This window comes from Methylophaga sp. (assembly GCF_009711715.1).
GTDB lineage: Bacteria > Pseudomonadota > Gammaproteobacteria > Nitrosococcales > Methylophagaceae > Methylophaga.
Genome location: NZ_VENF01000005.1, coordinates 44111 through 66646, shown reverse-complemented (window position 1 = coordinate 66646; position 22536 = coordinate 44111). Strand labels below are relative to the sequence as shown.

The following is a 22536-nucleotide window of genomic DNA, read 5'->3' as shown; positions in this document are numbered from 1 at the left end:
TCATTCAACCAGCAAACGCGCGGTTTGCAGCATCGTATCGCTCATATCAATAATGTGCTCGCCGACCAGTGGCAGCGTCACCATAATGATTACAAAACCCAGAATGATGGTCATCGGAAAACCAATGGAGAACGGACTGATTTGGGGCGCTGCCCGTGACAAAATACCGAACGCCAGATTGACCATCATCAGGGAACCTATCGCCGGTAATGCAATTATGACACCAGCTGCATACATCCAGCTGGCCTGGGCGGCGACATCACGAAAGTCGGTGGCGCTGAGACCGTCCGGACCAACCGGCATGGTGCTGAAGCTTTCATACATCACATGAATCAGCACCAGGTGGCCGTCAATAGTGACGAAGATCAGGGTCACCATGACCAGATAAAGCTGACTGATCACCGGTACCATGACACCGTTCTGTGGGTCGACCATCGACGCAAAACCCAGACCCATTTGCATTGCAATGATCTGACCGGCGACGATAAAGGCATTGAACAGCAACTGCAGAATAAAACCCATACAGGCGCCAATCAGGATTTGCTGGGCAATGATCAAGAGGCCGGTAGCACTGAGCGGATCAACCTGTGGCATCTCGGTGGAAATGCCGGGAATAATGACCATGCTCACCGCCAGAGCTAAAAGCAGACGGGCTCGGGCACTGACAAAATTACTGCTGAAAATAGGTGCCACCATGACCATGGCGGCGATACGGAAAAAAGGCCACAGATAACTGCCCAGCGCGCCGGTGATTTCAGCAATGCTGAATTCCATCTGCGTCTGCCTAGCCGATCAGGTACGGAATATCTTCAAACAAACGCCGGGTGAAGCTTATCAGCATGCTCAGCATCCAGGGACCGGCCATCATCAATACCAGTAAAGTAATGAACAGCTTGGGGATGAAGGTCAGTGTCTGCTCGTTAATCGACGTTGCGGCCTGAAACATGCTGACCAGCAGACCGATAAACAGGGCGGGCAACAAAATCGCTGCTATCAGCACACTGATCAGCTGCAGGGTTTGTTGCATGACGGTCAGTACAGTTTCCGGTGTCATAGATAAAAACTCGATGCCAGGGTACCCATCAGCAGCGCCCAGCCGTCAATCAATACAAACAGCATCAACTTGAATGGCAGCGAAATCAGCATCGGCGACAGCATCATCATCCCCATCGCCATTAACACACTGGCCACGACCAGGTCGATGATAAGAAAAGGAATAAAGATCAGGAAGCCGATCTGGAAGGCGGTTTTCAGCTCACTGGTGACAAAGGAGGGCAGCAGCAGGCTGTAGGGAATATCTTCCGGTGTCTGCATCTCTTCATAGCCGCCGATAGATGCGAACAGTTCAATATCGGTTTCGCGGGTTTGCGCCAGCATGAACTCTTTAAAGGGCGCGCCGGCCCGCTCAAAGGCGGTATTAAACTCAATCTCACCATCCATATACGGCACCACGGCTTCGTCGTAGGCCTGGCCGAAAACCGGATGCATGATAAAAATGGTCAGGAATAAGGCAAGACCAATCAAAATCTGGTTAGAGGGAGTCGACTGTACCCCCATCGCCTGACGCAGAATGGCCAGCACGATGATGATGCGGGTGAACGAGGTCATCATCATTAACCCTGCCGGCAGCAGGGTCAGCACGGTCATCAGTGCCAGAATTTGCAGGGTAAGACTGTAGCTTTCGCCACCTTCTGTATCGGTTACTGTCAACGCCGGTATGCCCTGTTCGGCACCCATGGCCAGCATGGGAGATAAAAGCAGTGTCAGTAAAACCAGCAGGCGCATCAGCGTTCTCCCCGCTGTTGCATAATCTGGCGTAATTTACCGGCAAAATCCGGACGCTCTCCGCTGTCAGCGGGTAAAGGTTTGTCCAGTTTATGCAGCAGGCTGACCTGTTGCGGGGTGACGCCGAGCAACAGCTGCTCATCACCGATTTGAACCAGCACCGCCCGTTCGCGGGTACCGAGAGGCAGACCGGCGATAACTTTCATTTTGCCGTTGGCTGCGGTATGAAAGCTGGTGGTGCGTTTGAGCAACCAGGCGACCAGTACAATACAGCCCAGTACCAGCACCAGGCCCATCACCGTCTGCAACAGACTCATCGCTGATAAGGGCGATTCGCTTAACGTTCTTGCGCCTTCCTGCTTTTCAGCGGCATAGAGTGGAAATGACAGCAGCCAGACACTGCTGCATAGCAGCCATTGTTTCATTATCAGCGCAGCTTTTTAATGCGTTCCGCCGCACTGATTACATCAGTCAGGCGAATACCAAACTTGTCATTAACGACAACGACTTCACCGTGAGCGATCAAGGTGTCATTGACCAATACATCCATGGGTTCACCCGCCAGACGATCCAATTCCACCACCGAGCCCTGACTCAGCTGCAGCAGGTTACGGATACTGATACGGGTACGACCGATTTCCATTGAGATAGTAACGGGAATATCCATAACCATGTCGAGATCGACATCTCTGCGGGGTTTGGCATCGTCATCCAACTGCGCGACCGGAGCCGGGTTAGCCTGCTGTTGCTTGGCTTCAGTTTCAGCCTGTTCCTGCAGTGCCTCAGCCCAGGGATCATTATCGTCACCGCCGCCGGCTTCATCGCTCTGTTCTTCCAGTGCTGCGGCCCATTCGTCGGCCAGTGCCTGATCATTTTGTTTGGTATCTTCACTCATTTTTTCTTACCTTTGTTCAGCTGGTAGCTCGGTGTCTGATCTTTCGGGTGTTCGATAATTTCCTGAATTTTCAACGCCGCTTTTTCGTCGTGTTCGCCATAGCTGGCACGGAACATCGGCACATCTTCCACCATGGTGACAACATGCTTTGGCATATCAATCGGTATGATATCGCCGGCTTTGAGCTTGACGATTTGCTCCAGGCTCAAAGTGCATTGTGCGAGGTTGGCCCAGAGCTCCACCTCGGCAATTTTGATTTCTTCCCGCAGTGCTTTGGCCCAGCGACCGTCGTCCATCGAGCGATCACTCTGCAGACCGGTATCCAGCAATTCACGAATCGGTTCCAGCATCGAGTAGGGGAAGGTCACATGGACATCACCACCGCCACCGTCCAGTTCTACATGGAAGGTCGAAATCACGACGACCTCACTGGGGCTGACGATATTGGCAAACTGTGGATTGACTTCATGGCTGACAAATTCGAAGTCGACTTCCATCACCGGTGACCAGGCTTCGGTTAAATCACGGAAGCACAGGTTCAGCACCATGTTAATCACGCGCAGCTCGGTCGCTGTAAATTCACGCCCTTCGATGCGGGCCTGGAAACGGCCTTCACCACCAAAATAATTATCGAGAATGGTGAACACCAGTTTGGGTTCGAGCACGATCAGTCCCGTACCACGCAGTGGATGCAGATGAATCAGGTTCAGACTGGTCGGTACGAACAGGGTATGCACGTATTCGGAGAACTTCATCACCTGCACACCGCCCACCGAGATTTCCGCAGAGCGTCGCAGCATGTTAAACAGACTTATCCGCAGGTAACGGCCGAAACGTTCATTGATCATTTCCAGTGTCGGCATCCGGCCGCGGATGATCCGTTCTTCGTTACCGAAGTCGTATGGACGCGGCATGCCGGTATCCGGATCGATATTCGAGCCCGTTTCGAGTTCGCCGTCACCCAGGCCGTTCAGCAGGGCATCGACTTCATCTTGTGAGAGTATGTCGTGGACAGCCATCGTTATTGCATGAGGAAGCTAGTGAAATACACTGCTTCCAACTCATTCTCCAGAGATGTTTCGGATTGCAGAATCCGGTTAATTGTTTCCAGGCAGGCCTGTTGCAGTGCCTGGGTACCCTCGCTGGTCAGCAAGCCGTCATAATTTTGACTGTAGAGCAGCATCAGCAATTCGTGCTGGATGGCTGGCAGGTGGGTCTTAACCGCATCAATGACCGCCTGGCTTCGCGCCATCACTTTCATTTTGACCTGCATATATCGTACCTGGCCGTTACTCTGCTCTGAAAAATTAACGATAAACGGCTCTTCAATCGTGTAGTAAACAGGCGCCTGCTTTACAGGTTCGCTCTGTTGCTCGGCAATCTCTTCTCCATCATTACCTGTCAGCATAAAAACGCCAAGACCGATCACGGCCAGCAGCAGGACGGCAATAATGATCACCAGAATTTTGGTGGTTTTACTGTTTTTTTCTTCAGCGACTTCAATATCGTCTTGTTTTTCAGCCATGAACGCTTTCCATTAAAGGTTTGTTTTGAATTAGCAAGGAGCGTGCCGTTATTGCAGAATGAAACGGGTGAAGAAAATCTGTTCCAGTCCGTCGTTGCCGGTTTCCTCTGCCAGCAGGTTGCGAATCCGTTCCAGTGCCTGTTGCTGTAACAGCTCTCTGCCGGCCACAGAAGTGATAGTGGCGTAACTCTGATCAGTAAACAGCAAGCGCAGTGAATCCTGAATCATTGGCAGATGCAATTGTGCACTTTGAATAATTTCAGGGTCATCGGATTTTAAAGCGACCTTGATTTGCAGGTAGCGCATTTTTTCATCGCTTTGTTTGAGAAAGTTAATGGTAAAGGGATCTTCAATCGCGAAGTAGGGTGATGCCGTAGCTTCTCCGGATTCGGCTGCCTGCAGCGGCAGGCACAGCATCAGACACAGGGCGAGACAGATGGAGATGAGAGGCTGAATCATTGCTTGCTATACTCCCGCTTTTACAATTGATGAAAATAATGTTGTTGATTATGACAAGCTTGCACTACAGGTTAAAGGGGACAGGACGTGGCGGATAGACCTAATAAGGCCCAGCGTGGCTGCAACTGGCTGGATCGTGTACTGACTTTCCCTCAGTACTTATTGCCTCAGCATACGCTCTCGGTCATGATGCACCGCCTGACCCAGAGTCAGGTAGGCTGGTTCAAAAATGCCTTTATCCGCTTTATTTGCTGGCGGTTCAAAGTGGATCTCACTGAAGCCGCCTCACCGCATATGCGGGATTATCCCAGTTTTAATGCCTTTTTTACCCGTCCGTTGCGGACCGGGATTCGTCCCATTGCCGGGGGCAATGATGTGGTGGTATCGCCGGTAGATGGGGCCATCAGTCAACTGGGGCCGGTTGCTGACGGCCGGATAATCCAGGCCAAGGGGCGTGAGTATACGGTAGAAGAGTTACTGGCCGGCGATAGGGCACTGGCCCGCCAATTCAATCACGGACAATTTGCGACGATTTATCTATCGCCGAGGGATTACCACCGCATTCATATGCCCCTGACCGGCAGACTGACCCTGATGCGCTATGTGCCAGGCAAGCTGTTCTCGGTCAATCCACGCACTGCGAGAGCCGTGCCGCGGCTTTTTGCCCGCAATGAGCGGGTGGTCACTGTGTTTGAAACTGACTTTGGGCCGGTGGTGCAGGTGCTGGTAGGTGCGATTTTTGTCGGCAGTATGGAAACGGTCTGGGCTGGGCAGATCACGCCGGCTTATGGTGACGCTGTGCGTGAATGGCGTTATGCTGGCGAACAGGCTGTTCGACTGACCAAAGGTGCGGAAATGGGGCGTTTCAATATGGGCTCAACAGTCATTCTGTTGTTGCCGCCTGGTATGAACACATTCCTCCCGGACTGGCAGGCGGGTGATGTGATCAAACTCGGACAAGCCATGAATTAATATGTCCACTTCTCAGTCAACTCATTCCGATGCCATCTCACCCAGACAGATAGCCTGGCACGCAACGGACGTGGCTGAGGTGATCGATCGCCTCAACACCCGCGAACAAGGGCTGTCAACTGATGAGGCCAATGAGAGACTGTCAGAATACGGTCCCAATCGACTTCCAGAAGGTATCCGGCGCGGGCTTTGGCAGCGTTTTCTGGCGCAATGCAATAATGTGCTTATTTATGTTCTTATTGCTGCCGCTGTCATTGTCTTTCTGCTGGGACACTGGGTCGATGGCAGCGTTATCACTGCCGTTATCCTGATTAACGCGATTATCGGTGTGGTGCAGGAAGGCAAGGCGGAGGATGCCATTGCCGCTCTGGGCCGCATGCTGACCGCGAATGCCGTGGTCCTGCGCGACGGCAGTAAAATCACGTTGTCTGCTGACAAACTGGTACCCGGCGATGTGGTGTATTTACAGGCCGGTGACAAAGTACCGGCTGATTGTCGCTTGCTGAAGGCAAAAAATCTGCAGTTACAGGAAGCGGTGCTGACCGGTGAATCCATGCCGGTTAATAAAAGTCCAGAAAGCATCGACGCATCCGCCCAGCTTGCCGATCGCCAATGCATGCTGTATTCAGGCACACTGGTGACTTTCGGGCAAGCGAGCGGCGTGGTGGTGGCGACCGGTGCGGCAACCGAGCTGGGCCGGATCAGCAGCCTGCTGTCAGAAGTGCAGGAAATCACCACACCGTTACTCAGGCAAATCGCCTTATTCAGCCGTCAGCTCAGTATGATGATTGTGCTGATCGCCTTGCTGACTATGGTGGTCGGCATTCTTGCCCATCAGTTTTCCCTCAGCAGTATGTTCATGGCCGCCGTTAGTGTTGCGGTGGCGGCGATCCCGGAAGGCCTGCCGGCGATTATGACCATTACACTTGCTATCGGCGTGCAGAAAATGGCGCGCAGGAAAGCCATCATACGCAGTCTGCCGGCGGTAGAAACGCTGGGCTCGGTCACCGTTATCTGCACTGACAAAACCGGCACGCTGACCCGCAATGAAATGACAGTTACCGAAATGCTGACAGCCGATGGGCGGGATTATCAGGTTACCGGCAGCGGCTACGATCCACACGGAGATATCAGGCAGGGCGAGTCGACAGTCGATGTCGAGTCGGTCCCACTGCTGCAGCAACTGATTCAGGCGGGACTGCTGTGTAACGACGCGCGTCTGCTGCATAAGGAAAATCAGTGGCAATGCGAGGGTGACCCGACCGAAGGGGCGCTGCTGAGTCTCGCTGCCAAAGCCGGTTTTGAAAGTGAATATGAAGAAGAATCCCGGCCCAGACTGGATGTTATTCCCTTCGAGTCAGTACATCAGTTTATGGCCACGCTGCATCATGACCATCAGGGGCGGCATTTCTGTTATCTAAAGGGTGCGCCTGAGCGGGTGCTGGACATGTGCCGCTATCAGCACGATGGCCGAGAGCTGGATCGGGCATATTGGCAGCAGCAGGTTAGAAGTCTGGCCTCCAAAGGGCAGCGGGTACTTGCTGTGGCAAGCCGGGACTTTGACGGTAAGAAGAATGAGCTCGATTTTGAAGATGTCGAGCAGGGTCTGACCCTGTTGGGACTGGTAGCGATGATGGACCCACCGCGGGAAGATGCGGTGGAGGCCGTCAAGCTCTGTCAGGATGCTGGCATTAAGATCAAAATGATTACTGGTGATCACAGTGATACCGCAGCAGCCATAGCTGAAAGAATGGGAATGAGCTCAGCGGTTATCAGCGGCAAAGAAATCGAACAACTGGACGCGGCCGCTTTGTGCCGGGTTGTCACTGAAAAATCGGTGTTTGCCAGAGCCACCCCCGAGCATAAACTGAAACTGGTTAAAGCCCTGCAGGAGAATGATGAAGTGGTGGCGATGACAGGCGACGGGGTCAATGATGCGCCTGCATTGAAACGCGCTGATATTGGCACTGCGATGGGACTCAATGGCACTGAGGTTGCGCGGGATGCGTCGGATATGGTGCTGGCCGATGATAATTTTGCCTCCATCGTTGATGCGGTGGAGGAAGGTCGCACGGTGTATGACAACCTGACCAAGGCGATCCTGTTTCTGCTGCCGACCAGTGCCGGCGAAGCACTGATTATCATAGCCGCGATTGTAATGGGGGTGATGCTGCCGATTACACCGGTGCAGATCCTCTGGGTCAATATGATTACCGCGGTTACGCTGGGTCTGGCACTGGCTTTTGAACCGCCTGAGCCGGATTTGATGTCACGCCGACCTCGACCCCGGCAGACACCGCTGCTGACGATGGAACTGATCCGCCGTATCGCCTTTGTCTCGGTAGTGATGATGCTGGGCAGTTTTGCGCTGTTTATGACGCATATCGAGGCCGGTCACAGCCTGGAAGCGGCGCGGACGGTGGCAGTGAATACGCTGGTGATGTTTGAAGTGTTCTACCTGTTTAACACACGCTTTCTGACGGCGCCGGTGCTGAACAGACAGGGGCTGCTGGGCAACCGTGTTGCCTTGCTCGCAGTTGGGGTTTTATTGATTTTCCAGTTCGGCTTCACCTATCTGCCGCCGATGCATTTCCTGTTCGGCAGCGCCGCCATCAGTGTCCAAAGCTGGTTGCAGATCATACTGGTGGCTTCGGTGATATTGTGGCTGGTAGAACTGGAAAAAATGCTGATAAGACAAAAACAACACGCATAAAAAAGCCGGCTTCAAGCCGGCTTTTTTGATGGATTCGGGGCTCAGACATTATTGCGCCAGAGGTGACAGGAGTCGTCCTGAATACGGCTGACTTCTTCCGGTCCCCAGGTACCAGCAGGGTAGGTATGGATAAAGTCTTTGTCCTTGGCCCATTTGTTGAGAACGGGATCAACCACTTTCCAGGCCAGATTCACTTCATCCGAGCGCAGGAACAGCGAACGATCGCCCTGAATGGCATCCAGAATCAGTGCTTCATAGGCATCCAGACGATGCTTGTTTTTATCCGACTCGACGGTTTCCAGCGCCACAGTGTGACTCTTAAGTTCCAGCCCCGGTTGTTTGGCCTGCAGTTCAATACGCAGGGTGTTATCCGGTTGCAGGCCCATTACAATCCAGTTGGCATGGCTGTCACCAATCTTGGTGTCTTTGAACAGCTCCTGTGGTGGCTTTTTGAAGCGAATCGCGATCATCGCTTTGGATTCCGGCATACATTTACCGGTGCGCAGATAGAACGGCACACCGCGCCAGCGCCAGTTGTCGATGTAAATCTTCATCGCCGCATAGGTTTCAGTGACACTGTCATTCGGTACTTCTTCATCTTCCAGGTAGCCCGGTTCCGGTTTGCCGTTGACTTCACCGGCGGCGTACTGACCACGGAAAGCATGCTGATCGACGATGTCTTCAGTAATGGGACGAATCGCTTTCAGCACTTTGACTTTTTCATCGCGCAGGGATTCATCATCAAGATCGGCGGGCGGTTCCATGGCTACCAGTGCCATCACCTGCATCAGGTGGCTCTGGATCATGTCACGCAAAGCACCGGAGTCATTGTAGTAGCCGGCCCGGCCACCAACGCCCTGTTCTTCAGCATGGGTGATTTGAACGTGATCGATGTAGTTGCGGTTCCACAGCGGTTCCAGCAGCAGGTTGGCAAAGCGGAAAACAAAAATATTCTGTACTGTGCCTTTACCCAGGTAATGGTCGATGCGGTAAGTCTGTTCTTCTGTGAAGTTCTTGCGCAGTACCGTTTCCAGCTCTTCAGCACTTTTCTGGTCGAAACCGAAAGGTTTTTCGACCACCAGGTGACGCCAGCCATGATCTTCTTTGTTCATGCCGACAGCGGCCAGTTGATCGCCGACGACGCCGAACAGCGCCGGGCTGATTGAAAGATAGAAGACGATGTTTTGTGGAAAACCGTTTTCTTTGGTGACCAGTTTTTTCAGTTCGTGGTAGCTGAAAGCATCATTGATGTCACATTTGAAATAATGAACGCGGTCCAGAAACTTATTGAGGATTTCATCATCGACACCGCCGCGGGCTTTGGGAGATACAAACTCTACAACCTGCTGTTTCCACTCATCCTGGGCTGCTTCACGACGACCCATGCAGATAATGCGGGTATCATCGGTGAGCCTGTTTTCTGCATCGAGGTGATACAGAGCCGGTAACAATTTTTTCTTCGATAAGTCGCCGGTGGCGCCAAAAATAACAATTGTACAAGATTGCATGATTTCTCCCGTTGCAGGCTATAACTCAGCCTTTGACCGTATATAATTTGCAGAATTGTACAATTTTTGGGAGATTTGCGTGCGAAAAATTCTATTTGCCAGCAGTGAAGTGCACCCGCTGATGAAGACAGGCGGGCTGGCTGACGTCTCTGCCAGCCTACCGATCGCACTGCGTGAACATGGTCAGGATGTGCGGATTATCATGCCCGCCTACCGCCAGTGTTTGAAGCAGCTGGAGCAAATGGAAAAGGTCGCTTCCGTCAAACTGGATGGTTACCATCTGCCGGTTGATATTCTGCAGACGATGCTGCCTGATAGCGATGTCATTTTGTGGCTGCTGCACTCGCCGTTTCATTTTGATCGTGAGGGCGGACCGTACAGTGACCCCGATGGCGGCGACTGGCATGATAATGCAGCCCGTTTTGCGCTCTTGTCACGGGCCGCAGCAGCGATAGCGATGAATGAAGCCGGTCTCAACTGGCAGCCGGATATCCTGCATTGCAACGACTGGCAGACCGGGCTGGCACCGGCCCTGCTCGCAGGCAGAGAAAACCGCCCTGAAACCGTCTTCACCATACACAACCTGGCCTACCAGGGGCTGTTTCCTGCGGAAGTATTTCAGGCATTGGATTTACCTGACACGCTCTGGCAAATGGAAGGACTGGAATTCCACGGCCTGATGTCGTTTATGAAAGGCGGGCTGATTTTTGCCGATCAGATCACGACCGTGAGTCCGACCTATGCCGATGAAATCTGCACTTATGAATTCGGTTACGGGCTTGAAGGCCTGCTCGCATATCGCCGGCAGCAGGGCAGATTGAGCGGGATTCTCAACGGTATTGATTACCATATCTGGAACCCCGAAACCGATCCGTTTATCAGCAAACACTATTCGTTGAGCAAAATCCGTAATAAAGCCGTCAACAAGGCCGCGTTGCAGCAGCAATCCTTTTTGCCGGACAACAAGGACAGTCTGCTCATTGGCATTATCAGCCGGCTGGTCTCGCAGAAAGGCATTGATCTGGCCATTGAGGCCATGGCGCGCGTACTCGAAGCCGGTCATGATGTGCAACTGGTTTGTCTGGGTAGTGGTGAATCCCGGTTTGAGCGGGATTTGCGCGTCTTGCGGGCTAAATACCCGGATCGGGTGGCGGTGACAATTGGTTATGACGAGGCCCTGTCGCATCAGATTGAGGCCGGTGCCGATGTGTTTATGATGCCATCCCGTTTTGAACCCTGCGGACTCAATCAGATGTATAGTCTGCGCTACGGTACGCTACCGATAGTTCGCAATACCGGCGGTCTTGCCGATACTGTGGTTGACGCCAGCGAAGAAAACCGCAAAGCTGGTATAGCCAATGGCTTTTGTTTTGATGAAGCTACGGTCAAGGCGCTGGAGCAAGCCCTGCTGCGTGCTGTCGCATTGTTCGCCAGGCCGCGGATCTGGCGCAGCATGATGCTCGTTGCAATGCAGCACGACTTCAGCTGGGAAAACAGCGCCAATGCCTACATTGATCTCTATCACCATATTGTTAACCGGTAATCTATGACTGACTATCAGCCTGTACTCAGTACAGTCGACAATTTGTCTTTGCTCAGCGACAAAGAGCTGCGCCAGCATGTGCGTTTCCTCGGCCATATTCTGGGCGAGGTGCTGGAGGAACGTGCCGGCCGGGAAGTATACGAAACCGTCGAACGGCTGCGTAAAGGCTTTATTAACCTGCGCAAGGACGACAACGCGGGCCTGCGAACCGAACTGCTGAGCTTTCTGAATACACTTGACGAGACCACACTGCGTGAGGTTATCCGTGCTTTCAGCATGTATTTCAGTCTGGTTAATACGGCGGAGGAAGCCTTCCATTACCACAACAGGATGATTCAGTTACGTAATGGAGGTGATCTGTGGGAAGGCTCCTATCTCGATACACTGCGCCAGTTCAAACAGGCCGGTGTGTCGCTTGCACAGCTGCAGCCCCTGCTTGATTCGCTGGTTTATATGCCGGTGTTTACAGCGCACCCGACTGAATCCAAACGCCGTACCGTAATGGAAATCCTGCGTCGTATTTTCCTGCTTGATGAGCAGCTTACCAACGAGCCGTTGACAGCATTCGACGAAGAGCGCACCCGCAAGGAAATAAAAAAGCAAATTCAGCTACTGTGGTCGACGGATGAAGTGCGGGCGGTCAAACCCACCGTGCGCGATGAAATCAAAAACGGCCTGTATTACTTCAATGTCAGCCTGTTCGATGCTGTGCCGCGTACCTACCGCAATCTGGAAAATGCGATCCGCAGGGTTTACCACGACGAGATTGAAGCAGGGCAGGCGTTTAAAGTCCCCGGCTTTGTGAAGTTCGGTTCCTGGATTGGCGGTGACCGTGACGGCAACCCGTTTGTAACTGCTGAAACTACCGAGATGGCGATTCAGTTGCAGAAGCGCACCGTGATCCGCCGTTATCTGGAAGATGTGACCAAGCTGAGTTACATCCTGACCCATTCGCAGCCGCTATGCTGGATCAGTGATGCGCTGGCGGAAGATATCGCCGAGTCGGAAAAACGTTATGCCGGCGCTTTCCGTGCCAAGCCTGATCGTTTTCTGAATGAGCCGTACCGCCGCAAGCTCTATATGATGCGTCACCGGCTGGAAGATAATCTGCGACTGTTGCAGCAGTATTTCCGCCCCGATCTCGAGCCTACGGCGTTGGGACTTGCCTACGCCAATGAAGATGAGCTGCTGGCCGATCTGAATCTTATCTATGATTCGCTGGTGGAAAACGGTGATAAGGCACTGGCCGGTGCCGAGCTCAATGATTTGATTCGACTGGTCGAAACCTTCGGTTTTTATCTCTACCACCTTGATATCCGGCAGGAATCGACGCGTCACAGTGAAACGCTGGCTGAGGTATTGAAGGCCACCGGCTTGCAGCAGGATTATCTGCAGCTGGATGAAACAGGGCGCCAGCAGCTGCTCACCGAACTGCTGTCTGAGCCGAGTCTGCCGGCGCTGCCGACACTGGCATCTGATAATCAGGAAGTGCTGAATGTCTTCACGCTGATGACCCGTCTGCACAGTGAAGTCAGCAGCAAGGCTTTTGGCAGCTATGTGATTTCGATGACCCACCAGGCCAGTCATATCCTGGAGGTGCTGACGCTGGCACGGTTTGCCGGTCTCTGCGGTTTCGATGACCACGGTAATAGCTTCTGTCATTTGCGGGTCGCGCCTTTGTTTGAAACTATCGAAGACTTGAGCCATATCGAGCCGGTAATGTCCTCACTGCTGGAAAACCCGGTTTACCGGCGTCTGCTGTCAGACTCGGGCAATCTGCAGGAAGTCATGCTGGGCTATTCGGACTCCTGCAAGGATGGCGGTATTCTCGCTTCTGGCTGGAACCTGTTCCAGGCACAGAAGAAAATCACCCGCCTGACCCAGCAGCATGAAGTCGAATGTCGTATGTTCCATGGCCGTGGCGGCACCATCGGCCGCGGCGGCGGCCCGACCCACGATGCGATTCTGTCGCAGCCGATGGGCACCGTACACGGCCAGATTAAATTCACCGAACAGGGTGAAGTGCTGTCATTCAAATACGGGAATGTCGAGACCGCTGCCTACGAGCTGGGTATGGGCGTATCCGGTCTGATGAAAGCCTCACGCAGCCTGGTGACAGAAATCGGCGAAGTGGAACCGGCTTATCTCGATATCATGCATAATCTGACCAAAACCGGTGAAGCCAGTTATCGTAAGCTGACTGAAGACACACCGGGTTTTCTGGATTATTTCTACGAGGTCTGCCCGGTCACCGAGATCGGCATGATGAATATCGGCTCACGACCATCACACCGTAAGCCGGGCGACCGATCCAAATCCTCTGTCCGTGCCATCGGCTGGGTCTTCTCCTGGGCCCAGTCACGGCATACACTGCCAGCCTGGTACGGTATCGGCAGCGCGCTGGAAGCCTGGCATCAGGGGAATGAAGACAAGATTGCCATTTTGCGGCAAATGGTCAGACAGTGGCCGTTCTTCCGCGCCCTGCTCAGTAATACCCAGATGTCGCTGGCCAAGGCGGATATGAATATTGCCCGTCGTTACGCCGCCCTGTGCGAGGATGCTTTCCAGGGACAGCAGGTATTTGAACTGATTGCGGCCGAATATCACAGGACCGTCAAACAGGTCCTGCTGGTGGTGGAAGCGGATCATCTGCTGGCAGAGCTGCCCTCACTGAAGAGTTCCCTGCGGAGGCGTGAACCTTATCTGGATCCGATTAACTACATTCAGATTCTGCTGTTGCAGCGTTACCGGGATACGTCTAAGCCGGAACAGGAACGGCAGCGCTGGTTGGATCCCTTATTGCGGACTATCAGTGCCATTTCGGCAGGGATGCGCAATACCGGGTAGGCTTTTTATCTGCTTGGATTATGGAACTGCTTATTGCGAGGCCGAAAGGCCGTGGCAATCTTCCGGAACTGGTTTTTGAGTTAAAAGTGGGACGCTGCCGCGGGGCGATCATCTATTTTGCTCGCCCAAAATAAACCACCAAACAAAAAGGCGAAAAGAGCAACCTTAACAAGCAGCAATGCTGATGAAATAAAAACTGAGCGCACTAGATACGATCAGATTGACTTTGCTGACTTTCCAAAAGCCTGACCGTCGACTGCGTGGTCAACATAATCAACAATATCGCCGCCCCAAACACATACAGTCCCGGATGGATCTGAATACTGGCAATGGCACCCATCTTGACGGTCACAATCAGCATCGCCACCACCATCACATCCAGCATCGCCCAGCGGCCGTAATCATGCATCAGTCGCAACAGTTTCATTTTGATCGGGTGCGGCTTGTCATCGGACTGCAGCAGCTTGAACAGCAGGCTGATTTTGGCGAGCGGTATCAGCACACTGAAGCAGCCGATCACAACAAACAGAATGTACTGGCCTGCTTTCCAGAGTTCGATGATGCCGGAGATAACAGAAAACTCGTTACTGATAACCATAAGCTGGGTAATCGTCAGCATGGGCAGAAACAGTCCGGCCAGCAGCAGGCCGCTGCTGATTAGCAGCAGCCAGCGCAGTAACAATAATTTGCGATGCGTTGTCAGGCGCTCAGGCACGATCTTTTTTGGCGATGTAGCGGGGCTTATCTTTATCTTTGCTTTTTTTCTTGTTGCTCTTGGCCTGCGGGGCCAGCCCTTTCATTTTGCGTACCGGCATCGATTGGCCGATATGATGTTCGACGCGTTGCAGGTTTTTCTGGTCATTAGGTTCGACCAGATTGACCGCGTTGCCGGTGTGACCGGCACGACCGGTGCGACCGACACGGTGAATATAGATATCACCGCGGAATGGCACATCATAGTTAATGACATGACTGACCTGCGGCAGATCCAGCCCGCGTGAGGCCACATCGGTTGCCACCAGAACCTTGATTGTTCCCTGGCGAAACTTGCGGGTGCGTTCACGGCGATCGGCCTGAGAGTAGTCACCGTGTATGACTTGAGCCGAGATATTCTGTGACTGCAGATAGTCGGCGACTTCCATCGCGCGTTCTTTTTTATTACAGAACACCAGCGCACTTTGACAGTCAGGCAACTGAATCGTGGCCTTGAGCAGAGCGAGCTTGTGCTCTCTGTTGTCAGCCAGGTAGACAGTCTGGCTGACCTGCTGCGCATACTGGTTTGCTGCATCAATTTCAATGCGGCGGGCTTCGGGAAGCAGGGCTTTGGCAAACAGTTCAACGCCGGCACCAGCCAGCGTTGCGGAGAATAACGACGTCTGGAAGGTGGTCTGAATGGCGGCCAATACATTAGCGACATCCGGGCCCTGGCCCATATCCAGCATGCGATCAGCTTCATCAATAACGACATATTCAACCGCAGACAGATCGGCCTGTTCCTGTTCAAGCAGCTGCAGCATGCGGCCTGGTGTGGCAATGATGATATCGCAGCCCTGTTGCAGGTATTCCACCTGCGCTGCCGGCGACTGGCCGCCGGTGACCATCGCCACACGGGGTGCAATGGCGCTGCCCAGACGCTGAATCACATACTGGGTCTGGAAGGCCAGCTCGCGGGTAGGTGCCAGAATCAGGGCAGTAGCAATGCGGCCGTCCGCCGGTTCATCCAGCAGTTTCTGCAGCAATGGGAGAACAAAAGCCAAAGTCTTGCCGGTGCCGGTCGCAGCGCAGGCCAGCACATCCTCACCAGCCAGCAAGGGCGGAATCGCCTCCTGCTGAACCGGGGTAGGGGTTGTGAAACCTTCAACAGCCAGTGCCTCAAGCAATGGCTGGTCAAGCATCAAATCATCAAAGCTCATTGATGGGAAATCCTGAAAGCCTGTAGCTGGTTTTGCATCATCATCGGTACGATAACCAGGTTTTTCTCCGGCATCACGGTGTGGTCGGCGCTGCCCTGTTCGAACTCAATCAGAGTTTCACTGCGGCCAATCGGGCTAATCAACAGCAAGCGGCCATTCATCCAGTCGGTGACCAGGTAATTGCCTTTGCCATCCGCTTCAACCCCATCAAGATTGCCGACCGGGCTGCCATCCCCCAGACTCTTGATTTCCCGGGTTTCAAGGTCAATGATCTTGAGATGACCGGGAACGTCGGTGCTAAAACCATCCGTCATATGTCCCCAGCTGCCGACAATGAGTTTGTTGTTCTCGACCAGCAGACCATTGGGTGCTTCCAGTTCTGAGTCATCCATCCATAACGAAAATTCACCGTCAGCCAGACGATAAATCTGGTTGGTCATCATATCGCTGACATACACGCGGCCCTGCTGATCGATGGCGACATCATTGAGGAACTTGGCCTGGTCTGCCGGATAGCGCGCAGCAATGCTTTTGTTGTTGATATCAATCACGACCAGTTCATCAATATCGGCCACATAGAGCAGATCGTCCTTGATGGCGAGGCCCTTGGGCGCATCAAGGCCATCCACCCAGTAAAGATCTTCAATCTCACCTTCATCGGAAAGCTGGCTGATATAGCCATTGCCATCAACGGCATCCGGTGCGCCGTTGACGTTCGAGACATACAGCGCATCACTGCCCGGGTGGTAAATCACTGATTCCGGAGCCTGCAGTTCAGTGGTAGTTTTCCAGGCCGGTGTCAGTGTGGTGGATGCACTGGCGATTGAAGTACTTAGCACGGACGCCAGCAGCACGGATAAAAGTTTCATTTTCACCTCCTAATTCAGATAAAGGCATAATAACAGGCACCTGCCATCAATGCTCAGGCGCTCAATACCATCAGGCTGCCGCCGACCATGACCAGGCAGGCAGCGAGACGTCTTAATACATGTTTTTCATTAAAAATCCGGTAGCCCAGGAATACCTGTAAGACCATACTCAGTTGAAACAGTGCCAGTGAATAAGCCACCAGTAACTGCGAAAACACCAGCATGGTCATAAACTGCATCAGAAAGATCAGGCAGCCGAGATAGATAAAGGGATAAACCTGATCGCGTGCTCTGGCCATCTCGGCTTTGAAGTTGTCATGCACAAACATCAGCTGGGCAAGGCCCGCCAGTGGCAGACCCAGCAGGCACCAGAATACGGTGGTCGGCAGGGCGCCACCATCGACCACTGCATTTTTGAGCGGCAGGGTGCCAATCGAGAACAACACAATGGACAGAAAACGAAACTGTACGCCTTTCTGCAAAAACAGTTGCCAAAGCCCTCCCTGATGGGTTTTGGGTGGAAACAGGAAAACACTGCCGGCGACAATGATAAAAACGCCGGCAAAACCCTGCATGCTGGGTACTTCACCCAGAAATACCAGGGCCAGTAGCATGGATATCACGACCTTGTAGGCGTTGAGCGGACCGAATACCGACAGATCGGTTTTCGATAGCGACATCACCAGAAAGAGGGTGCCTGCCATATCCAGCAGCGCAGCAAAAAAGATATTGACCCAGAAATGGGTCGATAATTGAAACAGATTAAAGCTAAATAGCAGCGGCAGGCAGATGACTGCCAGCACCACATAGGAAGCAAAGACGATGAAAAACGGGTGCAGGCCCCGGTGTGTCAGCTGTTTCTGAAAAACATTAGCAAACGCCGAGAACAGCAGGCGCCCCAGCACCACAAGGACTTCCAACGATGATTACTCCCCGGTGGAAACGCTGTGATATTGCTGATCGGGACCGACTTCGTAACGGTTAAAAATACGGAACTGATTATCTTTATCAAAGGTGACGACGGTGAAATCATCCTTCTTGGCCCCCATCTCCATGCCGGGTGTACCGACCGGCATTTGTGGTACCGATAGACCGGTGACAGGTGGCTTTTCGACCAGCAGCCGTTTAATATCCTGCGCTGGCACATGGCCCTCAATCAAGTAGCCGTTGATGACGGCAGTATGGCAGGAGCGCATCACGATCGGCACCTGTTGTCGGGGGGCGACGGCTTCCAGGTTGTGGGTGACTTCGTCGACCACGGTGAAGTTATGCTTTTGCAGATGTTCAATCCACTTATGACAGCACTGGCAGTTCGGGCTGCGATAAACCTTGATCTGGGTAGACTCGGTTAAGGCATTTTCGACTTGGTCCCATTCACTGTCTGCAGCCAGCGGCAGGCTGAACAGCATCAGCAAGCTAATTAATAGTTTCATCATAGGTATTCAACCAATATGTCTTTATCGTGGCTCTGCGCTTCCACATGCGACAGGGCAGTCATCACCGCTTTTTCATTACTGGCGTCAATCTCTTCAGGCAGTGTATGAAGCGTGATACCGAGCTGCTCGAACACAGATAAATCAGACTGTTTTTTCAGGCTTGGGTTCAGCCAGAGTTCGGCTTTATTGTTCAGCACTTGTTCTTGCGCTTGTGTGAGGCCTTCAGCCGTAAAAATAATAAACAGCATTAATTGTTCTCAATGGCGAGATAGGATTTCTCTGAAATCGCTGTCCAGGCATCATCTTTCTCGCGAAAAGCCTGGTAAGCCTCATAAATGCGCTTGAAGGCCGGGTCGGCTGCGGCTTCCTCGGCCAGCGTTTCGTCGGTCATTGTTTGCAGCTTTGCCAGCACATCATCCGGGAAACGCTGAATTTCGACATCATCACGTGTCTGCAGCTCTTTCAGTGCAGTCAGGTTTTTCTGTTCCATTTCCGACAGCATCAATACATTTTCGGATTCGGCAGCATGAGTAATGATCGCCTGTAAATCCGGTGTCAGGCTATCCCAGGCACGTTTGTTGACGGTCAGCTCCAGCACGGTGCCCGGTTCATGCCAGCCCGGATAGTAATAATGTTTGGCTGCGCGATACAGGCCCATGCGCTGATCGTGGTAGGGCCCAATCCATTCAGTGGCATCAATCGTGTTGCGCTCCAGCGCTGTATAAACCTCGCTGCCTGCCAGTAAAACCGGGTTGCCGCCGGCTTTGGCAAAGACCTTGCCGCCAAGACCCGGGATCCGCATTTTCAGACCTTCCAGATCCTCAACCGAGTTGATTTCCTTGTTAAACCAGCCGCCCATCTGTACGCCGGTGTTACCCAGCGGAAAGGGCACAACATGGAAGGGTTCATAGACTTCACGCCACAGTTCAAGTCCACCACCATGATAGAGCCAGGCGTTCATGCCGCGGGGTGTCATACCAAACGGCACGGTAGAGAAAAACTGGGCTTCGGGCACTTTTCCGGCCCAGTAATAAGCGCTGCCGTGGCCCATCTCGACCGTGCCCTGAGAGACCGCATCAAAAGTCTGTAATGCCGGAATCAGCTCGCCACCGGCATAGACCTTGATGTTAATACGACCGTTGGACATGGCCCGCACATGTTCTGCAAAGCGTTCTGCGCCTTCCTGTAAAACAGGAAAACCCGGGGGCCAGGTGGTGACCATTTTCCAGTTATAGGTTTTGCCGCTGTCGGCTGCGGTGCCGGGGCCTGCCTCATCCTCGGGACCACAAGCGCTCAGCATCAGTGCCAGCAGGCCTGGCAGCAAATAACGCAGAAAAGCAGGCTTTAACATGGTGGTTTCCTTATAAAACGTCTAACTTAGCATAGGCCAGCACCAGCCATTTGCTGCCAGCATGCTTGAAATTGACCTGTACCCTAGCATTTTTTCCGGCACCTTCGGTATCAATGACAATGCCGGGACCAAATTTCTGATGCATGACCTGCTGGCCGGTTCTGAGGCCGGCCTCATTGAGTTCGGCACCGGCGGCATTGCTGACTGTTTTCAGGCCGGGAGTAATGCGGTTGCTGCGGGCCCTGACTTCCTCGATGCATTCCATCGGCAATTCCGCGAGAAAACGTGACGGACGCTGAATCAGCTCCTGACCATAGAGAAAGCGCTGCTCGGTATAAAGCAGATAAAGGGTCTGACGGGCGCGGGTCATGCCCACATAACAAAGCCGTCGTTCTTCAGCGAGCCGCAAAGGGTCATCACTTGATTTCTGGCCCGGAAACAGGCCCTCTTCCATGCCCACCATAAAAACCACGGGGAACTCCAGCCCCTTGGCTGAATGCAGAGTCATCAGCTGTACGCAGTCTTCCCAGCGGTCACCCTGGTTTTCACCGGCTTCCAACGCGGCATGGGCAAGGAAGGCATCCAGTTCAGTGAGGTTTTCTTCTTCCTCTTCCTGCGGGCGCACAAACTGACGGGTAGCACTGATCAGCTCATCCAGGTTCTCAATTCGGCCCTGGCCTTTTTCGCTTTTGTCTTTGGCAAAGTGGTCGCGCAGGCCGGATTCGTCGATAACCAGCTGGGTTAGTTCATGCAGCGGCATATCCGGCTGTTCCGGTGTCAGCGAATCAATCAGTGTGATAAAGCCGGCCAGTGCGTTACCGGCGCGGGCACTGAAGGCTTTGGCTTCCAGCATCTCCAGCCCGCTCTGCCACATCGACAGGTCGCGTTCACGGGCAACCTGGCGTAGTTGGGTTAGTGTCGCAGCGCCGATACCGCGGGTGGGGGTATTCACGATACGTTCGAACGCGGCATCATCACGACGGTTGGCAATCAAACGCAGGTAAGACAATACATCCTTGATTTCGGCACGTTCGAAGAAGCGTAAACCGCCATAAACCCGGTAGGGCATCGCGGCTTGCAGCAGGGCTTCCTCAATCACCCGTGACTGGGCATTGGAACGGTAAAGCACGGCGCAGTCACTGCGGCGGCCACCGTCATCGACCCATTTCTGAACCTGACCGACCAGATATGAGGCTTCGTCCCGTTCATTGAAAGCGTTATAGACCTGGATCGGACTACCGTCGTCATCTTCGGTCCAGAGTTCCTTGCCCAGGCGTTCGCTGTTATTGGCAATGACCGCATTAGCGGCTTTCAGAATATTGCCGGTGGAGCGGTAGTTTTGCTCCAGCCGGATGGTGGCGGCACCCTGATAATCCTTGTCAAACTGCTGAATATTCTCAATACGGGCACCGCGCCAGCCGTAAATCGACTGATCGTCATCACCGACGATAAACAGTTTGCCGCTGTCGCCCGCCAGAAGTCGCAACCAGGCGTATTGCAGGGTGTTGGTATCCTGAAACTCGTCGACCAGAATCTGACCGAAGCGTTGTTGATACTGCGCCAGAATATCGGGACGTTTCAGCCACAGCTCATGGCAGCGCAGCAGAATTTCACCGAAATCAATCACGCCAGCACGTTGGCAGGCTTCTTCATAGGCCTTGTAGATGGCCGGCATTTTCTGCGAGTAGGGATCATTGCCGGCCTGGATATCCTTGGCGCGCAGACCTTCATCTTTCTGGGCGTTGATGTACCACTGCGCCTGTTTCGGCGGCCACTGGGCTTCATCCAGCTCCAGGCCGCGGATAATACGCTTGAGCATGCGCAGTTGATCGTCACTGTCTAAGATCTGAAAGCTCTGCGGCAGCTCGGCGTCCTTCCAGTGAGCGCGCAGCAGACGATGGGCGAGACCATGGAAAGTGCCGACCCACATACCGCCGGGCGGATAGCCGAGCATTTCTTCAATCCGGCCGCGCATTTCCGCCGCGGCTTTATTGGTAAAGGTGACCGCGAGGATATTGGCGGGTGAAAAACCTTCGGCCTGAATCAGCCAGGCAATCCGGTGCACCAGCACGCGGGTCTTGCCGCTGCCGGCTCCGGCCAGAATACGGGCGTGGCCCAATGGCGCAGCAACCGCTTCACGTTGCGGTTTATTCAGATCGTTGAGTATTTCAGAAACATCCATTCTTAGATTTGCGTTGGCTTTTATTCAGGCCGTTGCCGAATCGGCGGACGGGTACGGCGGAAGATAGACTGGCGCAGACAAGCGGGGGTTCCGCGCACGATGTTCATCAGCTGCAAGGCAGCCCCACACCCGGGGGTGTGGGGAAGGAGCAACATTACAGATTGCTATCCAGGAAGGCTGCCAGCTGGGATTTGGTCAAAGCGCCTACCTTAGTCGCTTCCACTTCACCGTCCTTGAACAACATCAGGGTCGGGATACCACGGATACCATAACGCGGCGGTGTGTCCTGATTTTCATCGATGTTGAGTTTGCACACTTTCAGCTTGCCGGCATATTCGCCGCCGATTTCTTCCAGCACAGGCGCAATCATTTTGCATGGACCACACCATTCTGCCCAGTAGTCAACCAAGACAGGAATGTCGGACTGTAATACTTGGCTGTCAAAGTCGCCATCGGTCACGTTGGTGACGTTTTCGCTCATGTTTTATCTCCAGTGGTATATAAAGTATCGTTGGATTATACCGGTGCCTGGCGAGGC

General features: G+C 53.3%; 22 protein-coding genes. 4 read left to right on the top strand and 18 right to left on the bottom strand.

All coding sequences use genetic code 11. From position 1 onward, the window contains the following. From fliR to FH755_RS04535, 8 genes are read right to left on the bottom strand one after another with little or no spacing between them, the layout of a single operon-like run. Entirely contained in the window at positions 1-774 is a 774-nt protein-coding gene (gene fliR / locus FH755_RS04570; RefSeq protein WP_292439089.1) for a flagellar biosynthetic protein FliR, read from the bottom strand. A 10-nt stretch (positions 775-784) separates the two neighbouring features. Further along, positions 785-1054 carry a flagellar biosynthesis protein FliQ gene (fliQ, locus tag FH755_RS04565; RefSeq protein ID WP_292439087.1) on the bottom strand — a complete coding sequence of 90 codons (270 nt, stop codon included), beginning with the start codon at positions 1052-1054 and terminating at the stop codon, positions 785-787. Next, the gene (gene fliP / locus FH755_RS04560) at positions 1051-1785 is read right to left on the bottom strand and encodes a flagellar type III secretion system pore protein FliP (RefSeq protein ID WP_292439086.1); all 735 of its coding nucleotides are present in this window, start codon (positions 1783-1785) and stop codon (positions 1051-1053) included. The genes fliQ and fliP overlap by 4 nt, the downstream gene beginning before the upstream one ends. Then, on the bottom strand, positions 1785-2210 hold the full coding sequence (gene fliO / locus FH755_RS04555; protein WP_292439084.1) for a flagellar biosynthetic protein FliO: 426 nt from the start codon (positions 2208-2210) through the stop codon (positions 1785-1787). Before fliO ends, fliP begins: the two co-directional genes overlap by 1 nt. 2 nt (positions 2211-2212) lie before the next feature. Beyond that, positions 2213-2680 (bottom strand): flagellar motor switch protein FliN, encoded by a 468-nt coding sequence (gene fliN / locus FH755_RS04550; RefSeq protein WP_292439082.1) that lies wholly within the window; start codon positions 2678-2680, stop codon positions 2213-2215. Further along, entirely contained in the window at positions 2677-3699 is a 1023-nt protein-coding gene (gene fliM / locus FH755_RS04545; protein ID WP_292439080.1) for a flagellar motor switch protein FliM, read from the bottom strand. Before fliM ends, fliN begins: the two co-directional genes overlap by 4 nt. Before the next feature lie 2 nt (positions 3700-3701). After that, on the bottom strand, positions 3702-4205 hold the full coding sequence (locus tag FH755_RS04540) for a flagellar basal body-associated FliL family protein (RefSeq protein WP_292439079.1): 504 nt from the start codon (positions 4203-4205) through the stop codon (positions 3702-3704). A gap of 48 nt (positions 4206-4253) precedes the next feature. Next, positions 4254-4664, bottom strand: a complete 411-nt coding sequence (locus tag FH755_RS04535) for a flagellar basal body-associated protein FliL (RefSeq protein WP_292439077.1) — start codon at positions 4662-4664, stop codon at positions 4254-4256. An 87-nt stretch (positions 4665-4751) separates the two neighbouring features. On the opposite strand from FH755_RS04535, the gene asd reads away from it, so the two are divergent. Further along, positions 4752-5636, top strand: coding sequence for an archaetidylserine decarboxylase (gene asd, locus FH755_RS04530; RefSeq protein WP_292439075.1), 885 nt, complete (start codon positions 4752-4754; stop codon positions 5634-5636). 1 nt (position 5637) lies between these two features. Continuing rightward, positions 5638-8349 (top strand): cation-transporting P-type ATPase, encoded by a 2712-nt coding sequence (locus tag FH755_RS04525; protein WP_292439073.1) that lies wholly within the window; start codon positions 5638-5640, stop codon positions 8347-8349. A gap of 41 nt (positions 8350-8390) precedes the next feature. Here the strand turns inward: FH755_RS04525 and zwf are convergent, their stop codons facing one another. Next, positions 8391-9857: a glucose-6-phosphate dehydrogenase gene (gene zwf, locus FH755_RS04520; protein WP_292439071.1), complete on the bottom strand. Its 1467-nt coding sequence runs from the start codon at positions 9855-9857 to the stop codon at positions 8391-8393. A gap of 79 nt (positions 9858-9936) precedes the next feature. Between zwf and glgA the strand changes: the two genes are divergently transcribed. Beyond that, on the top strand, positions 9937-11400 hold the full coding sequence (glgA, locus tag FH755_RS04515; protein ID WP_292439069.1) for a glycogen synthase GlgA: 1464 nt from the start codon (positions 9937-9939) through the stop codon (positions 11398-11400). Between the two features lie 3 nt (positions 11401-11403). After that, positions 11404-14247, top strand: coding sequence for a phosphoenolpyruvate carboxylase (ppc, locus tag FH755_RS04510; protein ID WP_292439067.1), 2844 nt, complete (start codon positions 11404-11406; stop codon positions 14245-14247). Positions 14248-14452: 205 nt separating this feature from the next. Here the strand turns inward: ppc and FH755_RS04505 are convergent, their stop codons facing one another. From FH755_RS04505 to trxA, 9 genes are all read right to left on the bottom strand, one after another. Beyond that, positions 14453-14962, bottom strand: a complete 510-nt coding sequence (locus FH755_RS04505) for a paraquat-inducible protein A (RefSeq protein ID WP_292439065.1) — start codon at positions 14960-14962, stop codon at positions 14453-14455. Further along, positions 14955-16160, bottom strand: coding sequence for a DEAD/DEAH box helicase (locus FH755_RS04500; protein WP_292439063.1), 1206 nt, complete (start codon positions 16158-16160; stop codon positions 14955-14957). The genes FH755_RS04505 and FH755_RS04500 overlap by 8 nt, the downstream gene beginning before the upstream one ends. Then, on the bottom strand, positions 16157-17029 hold the full coding sequence (locus FH755_RS04495; protein ID WP_292439061.1) for an SMP-30/gluconolactonase/LRE family protein: 873 nt from the start codon (positions 17027-17029) through the stop codon (positions 16157-16159). The genes FH755_RS04500 and FH755_RS04495 overlap by 4 nt, the downstream gene beginning before the upstream one ends. A 53-nt stretch (positions 17030-17082) precedes the next feature. Next, positions 17083-17949, bottom strand: coding sequence for an EamA family transporter (locus FH755_RS04490; protein ID WP_292439059.1), 867 nt, complete (start codon positions 17947-17949; stop codon positions 17083-17085). Positions 17950-17955: 6 nt separating this feature from the next. Continuing rightward, the gene (locus FH755_RS04485; RefSeq protein WP_292439057.1) at positions 17956-18465 is read right to left on the bottom strand and encodes a DUF411 domain-containing protein; all 510 of its coding nucleotides are present in this window, start codon (positions 18463-18465) and stop codon (positions 17956-17958) included. Continuing rightward, positions 18462-18713, bottom strand: a complete 252-nt coding sequence (locus FH755_RS04480; RefSeq protein ID WP_292439055.1) for a hypothetical protein — start codon at positions 18711-18713, stop codon at positions 18462-18464. The genes FH755_RS04485 and FH755_RS04480 overlap by 4 nt, the downstream gene beginning before the upstream one ends. Then, entirely contained in the window at positions 18713-19816 is a 1104-nt protein-coding gene (locus FH755_RS04475) for a TRAP transporter substrate-binding protein (RefSeq protein WP_292439053.1), read from the bottom strand. Before FH755_RS04475 ends, FH755_RS04480 begins: the two co-directional genes overlap by 1 nt. 10 nt (positions 19817-19826) lie before the next feature. Then, entirely contained in the window at positions 19827-21998 is a 2172-nt protein-coding gene (gene uvrD / locus FH755_RS04470; RefSeq protein ID WP_292439051.1) for a DNA helicase II, read from the bottom strand. Between the two features lie 154 nt (positions 21999-22152). Then, positions 22153-22479: a thioredoxin TrxA gene (gene trxA / locus FH755_RS04465; protein ID WP_292439049.1), complete on the bottom strand. Its 327-nt coding sequence runs from the start codon at positions 22477-22479 to the stop codon at positions 22153-22155. Positions 22480-22536 lie beyond the last annotated feature (57 nt).

What these genes read in the sequence shown, in the direction of transcription:
- fliR (WP_292439089.1), bottom strand. Translation starts at nt 774, where the DNA reads ATGGAATTCAGCATTGCTGAAATCACCGGCGCGCTGGGCAGTTATCTG.
- fliQ (WP_292439087.1), bottom strand. Translation starts at nt 1,054, where the DNA reads ATGACACCGGAAACTGTACTGACCGTCATGCAACAAACCCTGCAGCTG.
- fliP (WP_292439086.1), bottom strand. Translation starts at nt 1,785, where the DNA reads ATGCGCCTGCTGGTTTTACTGACACTGCTTTTATCTCCCATGCTGGCC.
- fliO (WP_292439084.1), bottom strand. Translation starts at nt 2,210, where the DNA reads ATGAAACAATGGCTGCTATGCAGCAGTGTCTGGCTGCTGTCATTTCCA.
- fliN (WP_292439082.1), bottom strand. Translation starts at nt 2,680, where the DNA reads ATGAGTGAAGATACCAAACAAAATGATCAGGCACTGGCCGACGAATGG.
- fliM (WP_292439080.1), bottom strand. Translation starts at nt 3,699, where the DNA reads ATGGCTGTCCACGACATACTCTCACAAGATGAAGTCGATGCCCTGCTG.
- FH755_RS04540 (WP_292439079.1), bottom strand. Translation starts at nt 4,205, where the DNA reads ATGGCTGAAAAACAAGACGATATTGAAGTCGCTGAAGAAAAAAACAGT.
- FH755_RS04535 (WP_292439077.1), bottom strand. Translation starts at nt 4,664, where the DNA reads ATGATTCAGCCTCTCATCTCCATCTGTCTCGCCCTGTGTCTGATGCTG.
- FH755_RS04525 (WP_292439073.1), top strand. Translation starts at nt 5,638, where the DNA reads ATGTCCACTTCTCAGTCAACTCATTCCGATGCCATCTCACCCAGACAG.
- zwf (WP_292439071.1), bottom strand. Translation starts at nt 9,857, where the DNA reads ATGCAATCTTGTACAATTGTTATTTTTGGCGCCACCGGCGACTTATCG.
- ppc (WP_292439067.1), top strand. Translation starts at nt 11,404, where the DNA reads ATGACTGACTATCAGCCTGTACTCAGTACAGTCGACAATTTGTCTTTG.
- FH755_RS04500 (WP_292439063.1), bottom strand. Translation starts at nt 16,160, where the DNA reads ATGAGCTTTGATGATTTGATGCTTGACCAGCCATTGCTTGAGGCACTG.
- FH755_RS04495 (WP_292439061.1), bottom strand. Translation starts at nt 17,029, where the DNA reads ATGAAACTTTTATCCGTGCTGCTGGCGTCCGTGCTAAGTACTTCAATC.
- FH755_RS04485 (WP_292439057.1), bottom strand. Translation starts at nt 18,465, where the DNA reads ATGATGAAACTATTAATTAGCTTGCTGATGCTGTTCAGCCTGCCGCTG.
- FH755_RS04480 (WP_292439055.1), bottom strand. Translation starts at nt 18,713, where the DNA reads ATGCTGTTTATTATTTTTACGGCTGAAGGCCTCACACAAGCGCAAGAA.
- FH755_RS04475 (WP_292439053.1), bottom strand. Translation starts at nt 19,816, where the DNA reads ATGTTAAAGCCTGCTTTTCTGCGTTATTTGCTGCCAGGCCTGCTGGCA.
- uvrD (WP_292439051.1), bottom strand. Translation starts at nt 21,998, where the DNA reads ATGGATGTTTCTGAAATACTCAACGATCTGAATAAACCGCAACGTGAA.
- trxA (WP_292439049.1), bottom strand. Translation starts at nt 22,479, where the DNA reads ATGAGCGAAAACGTCACCAACGTGACCGATGGCGACTTTGACAGCCAA.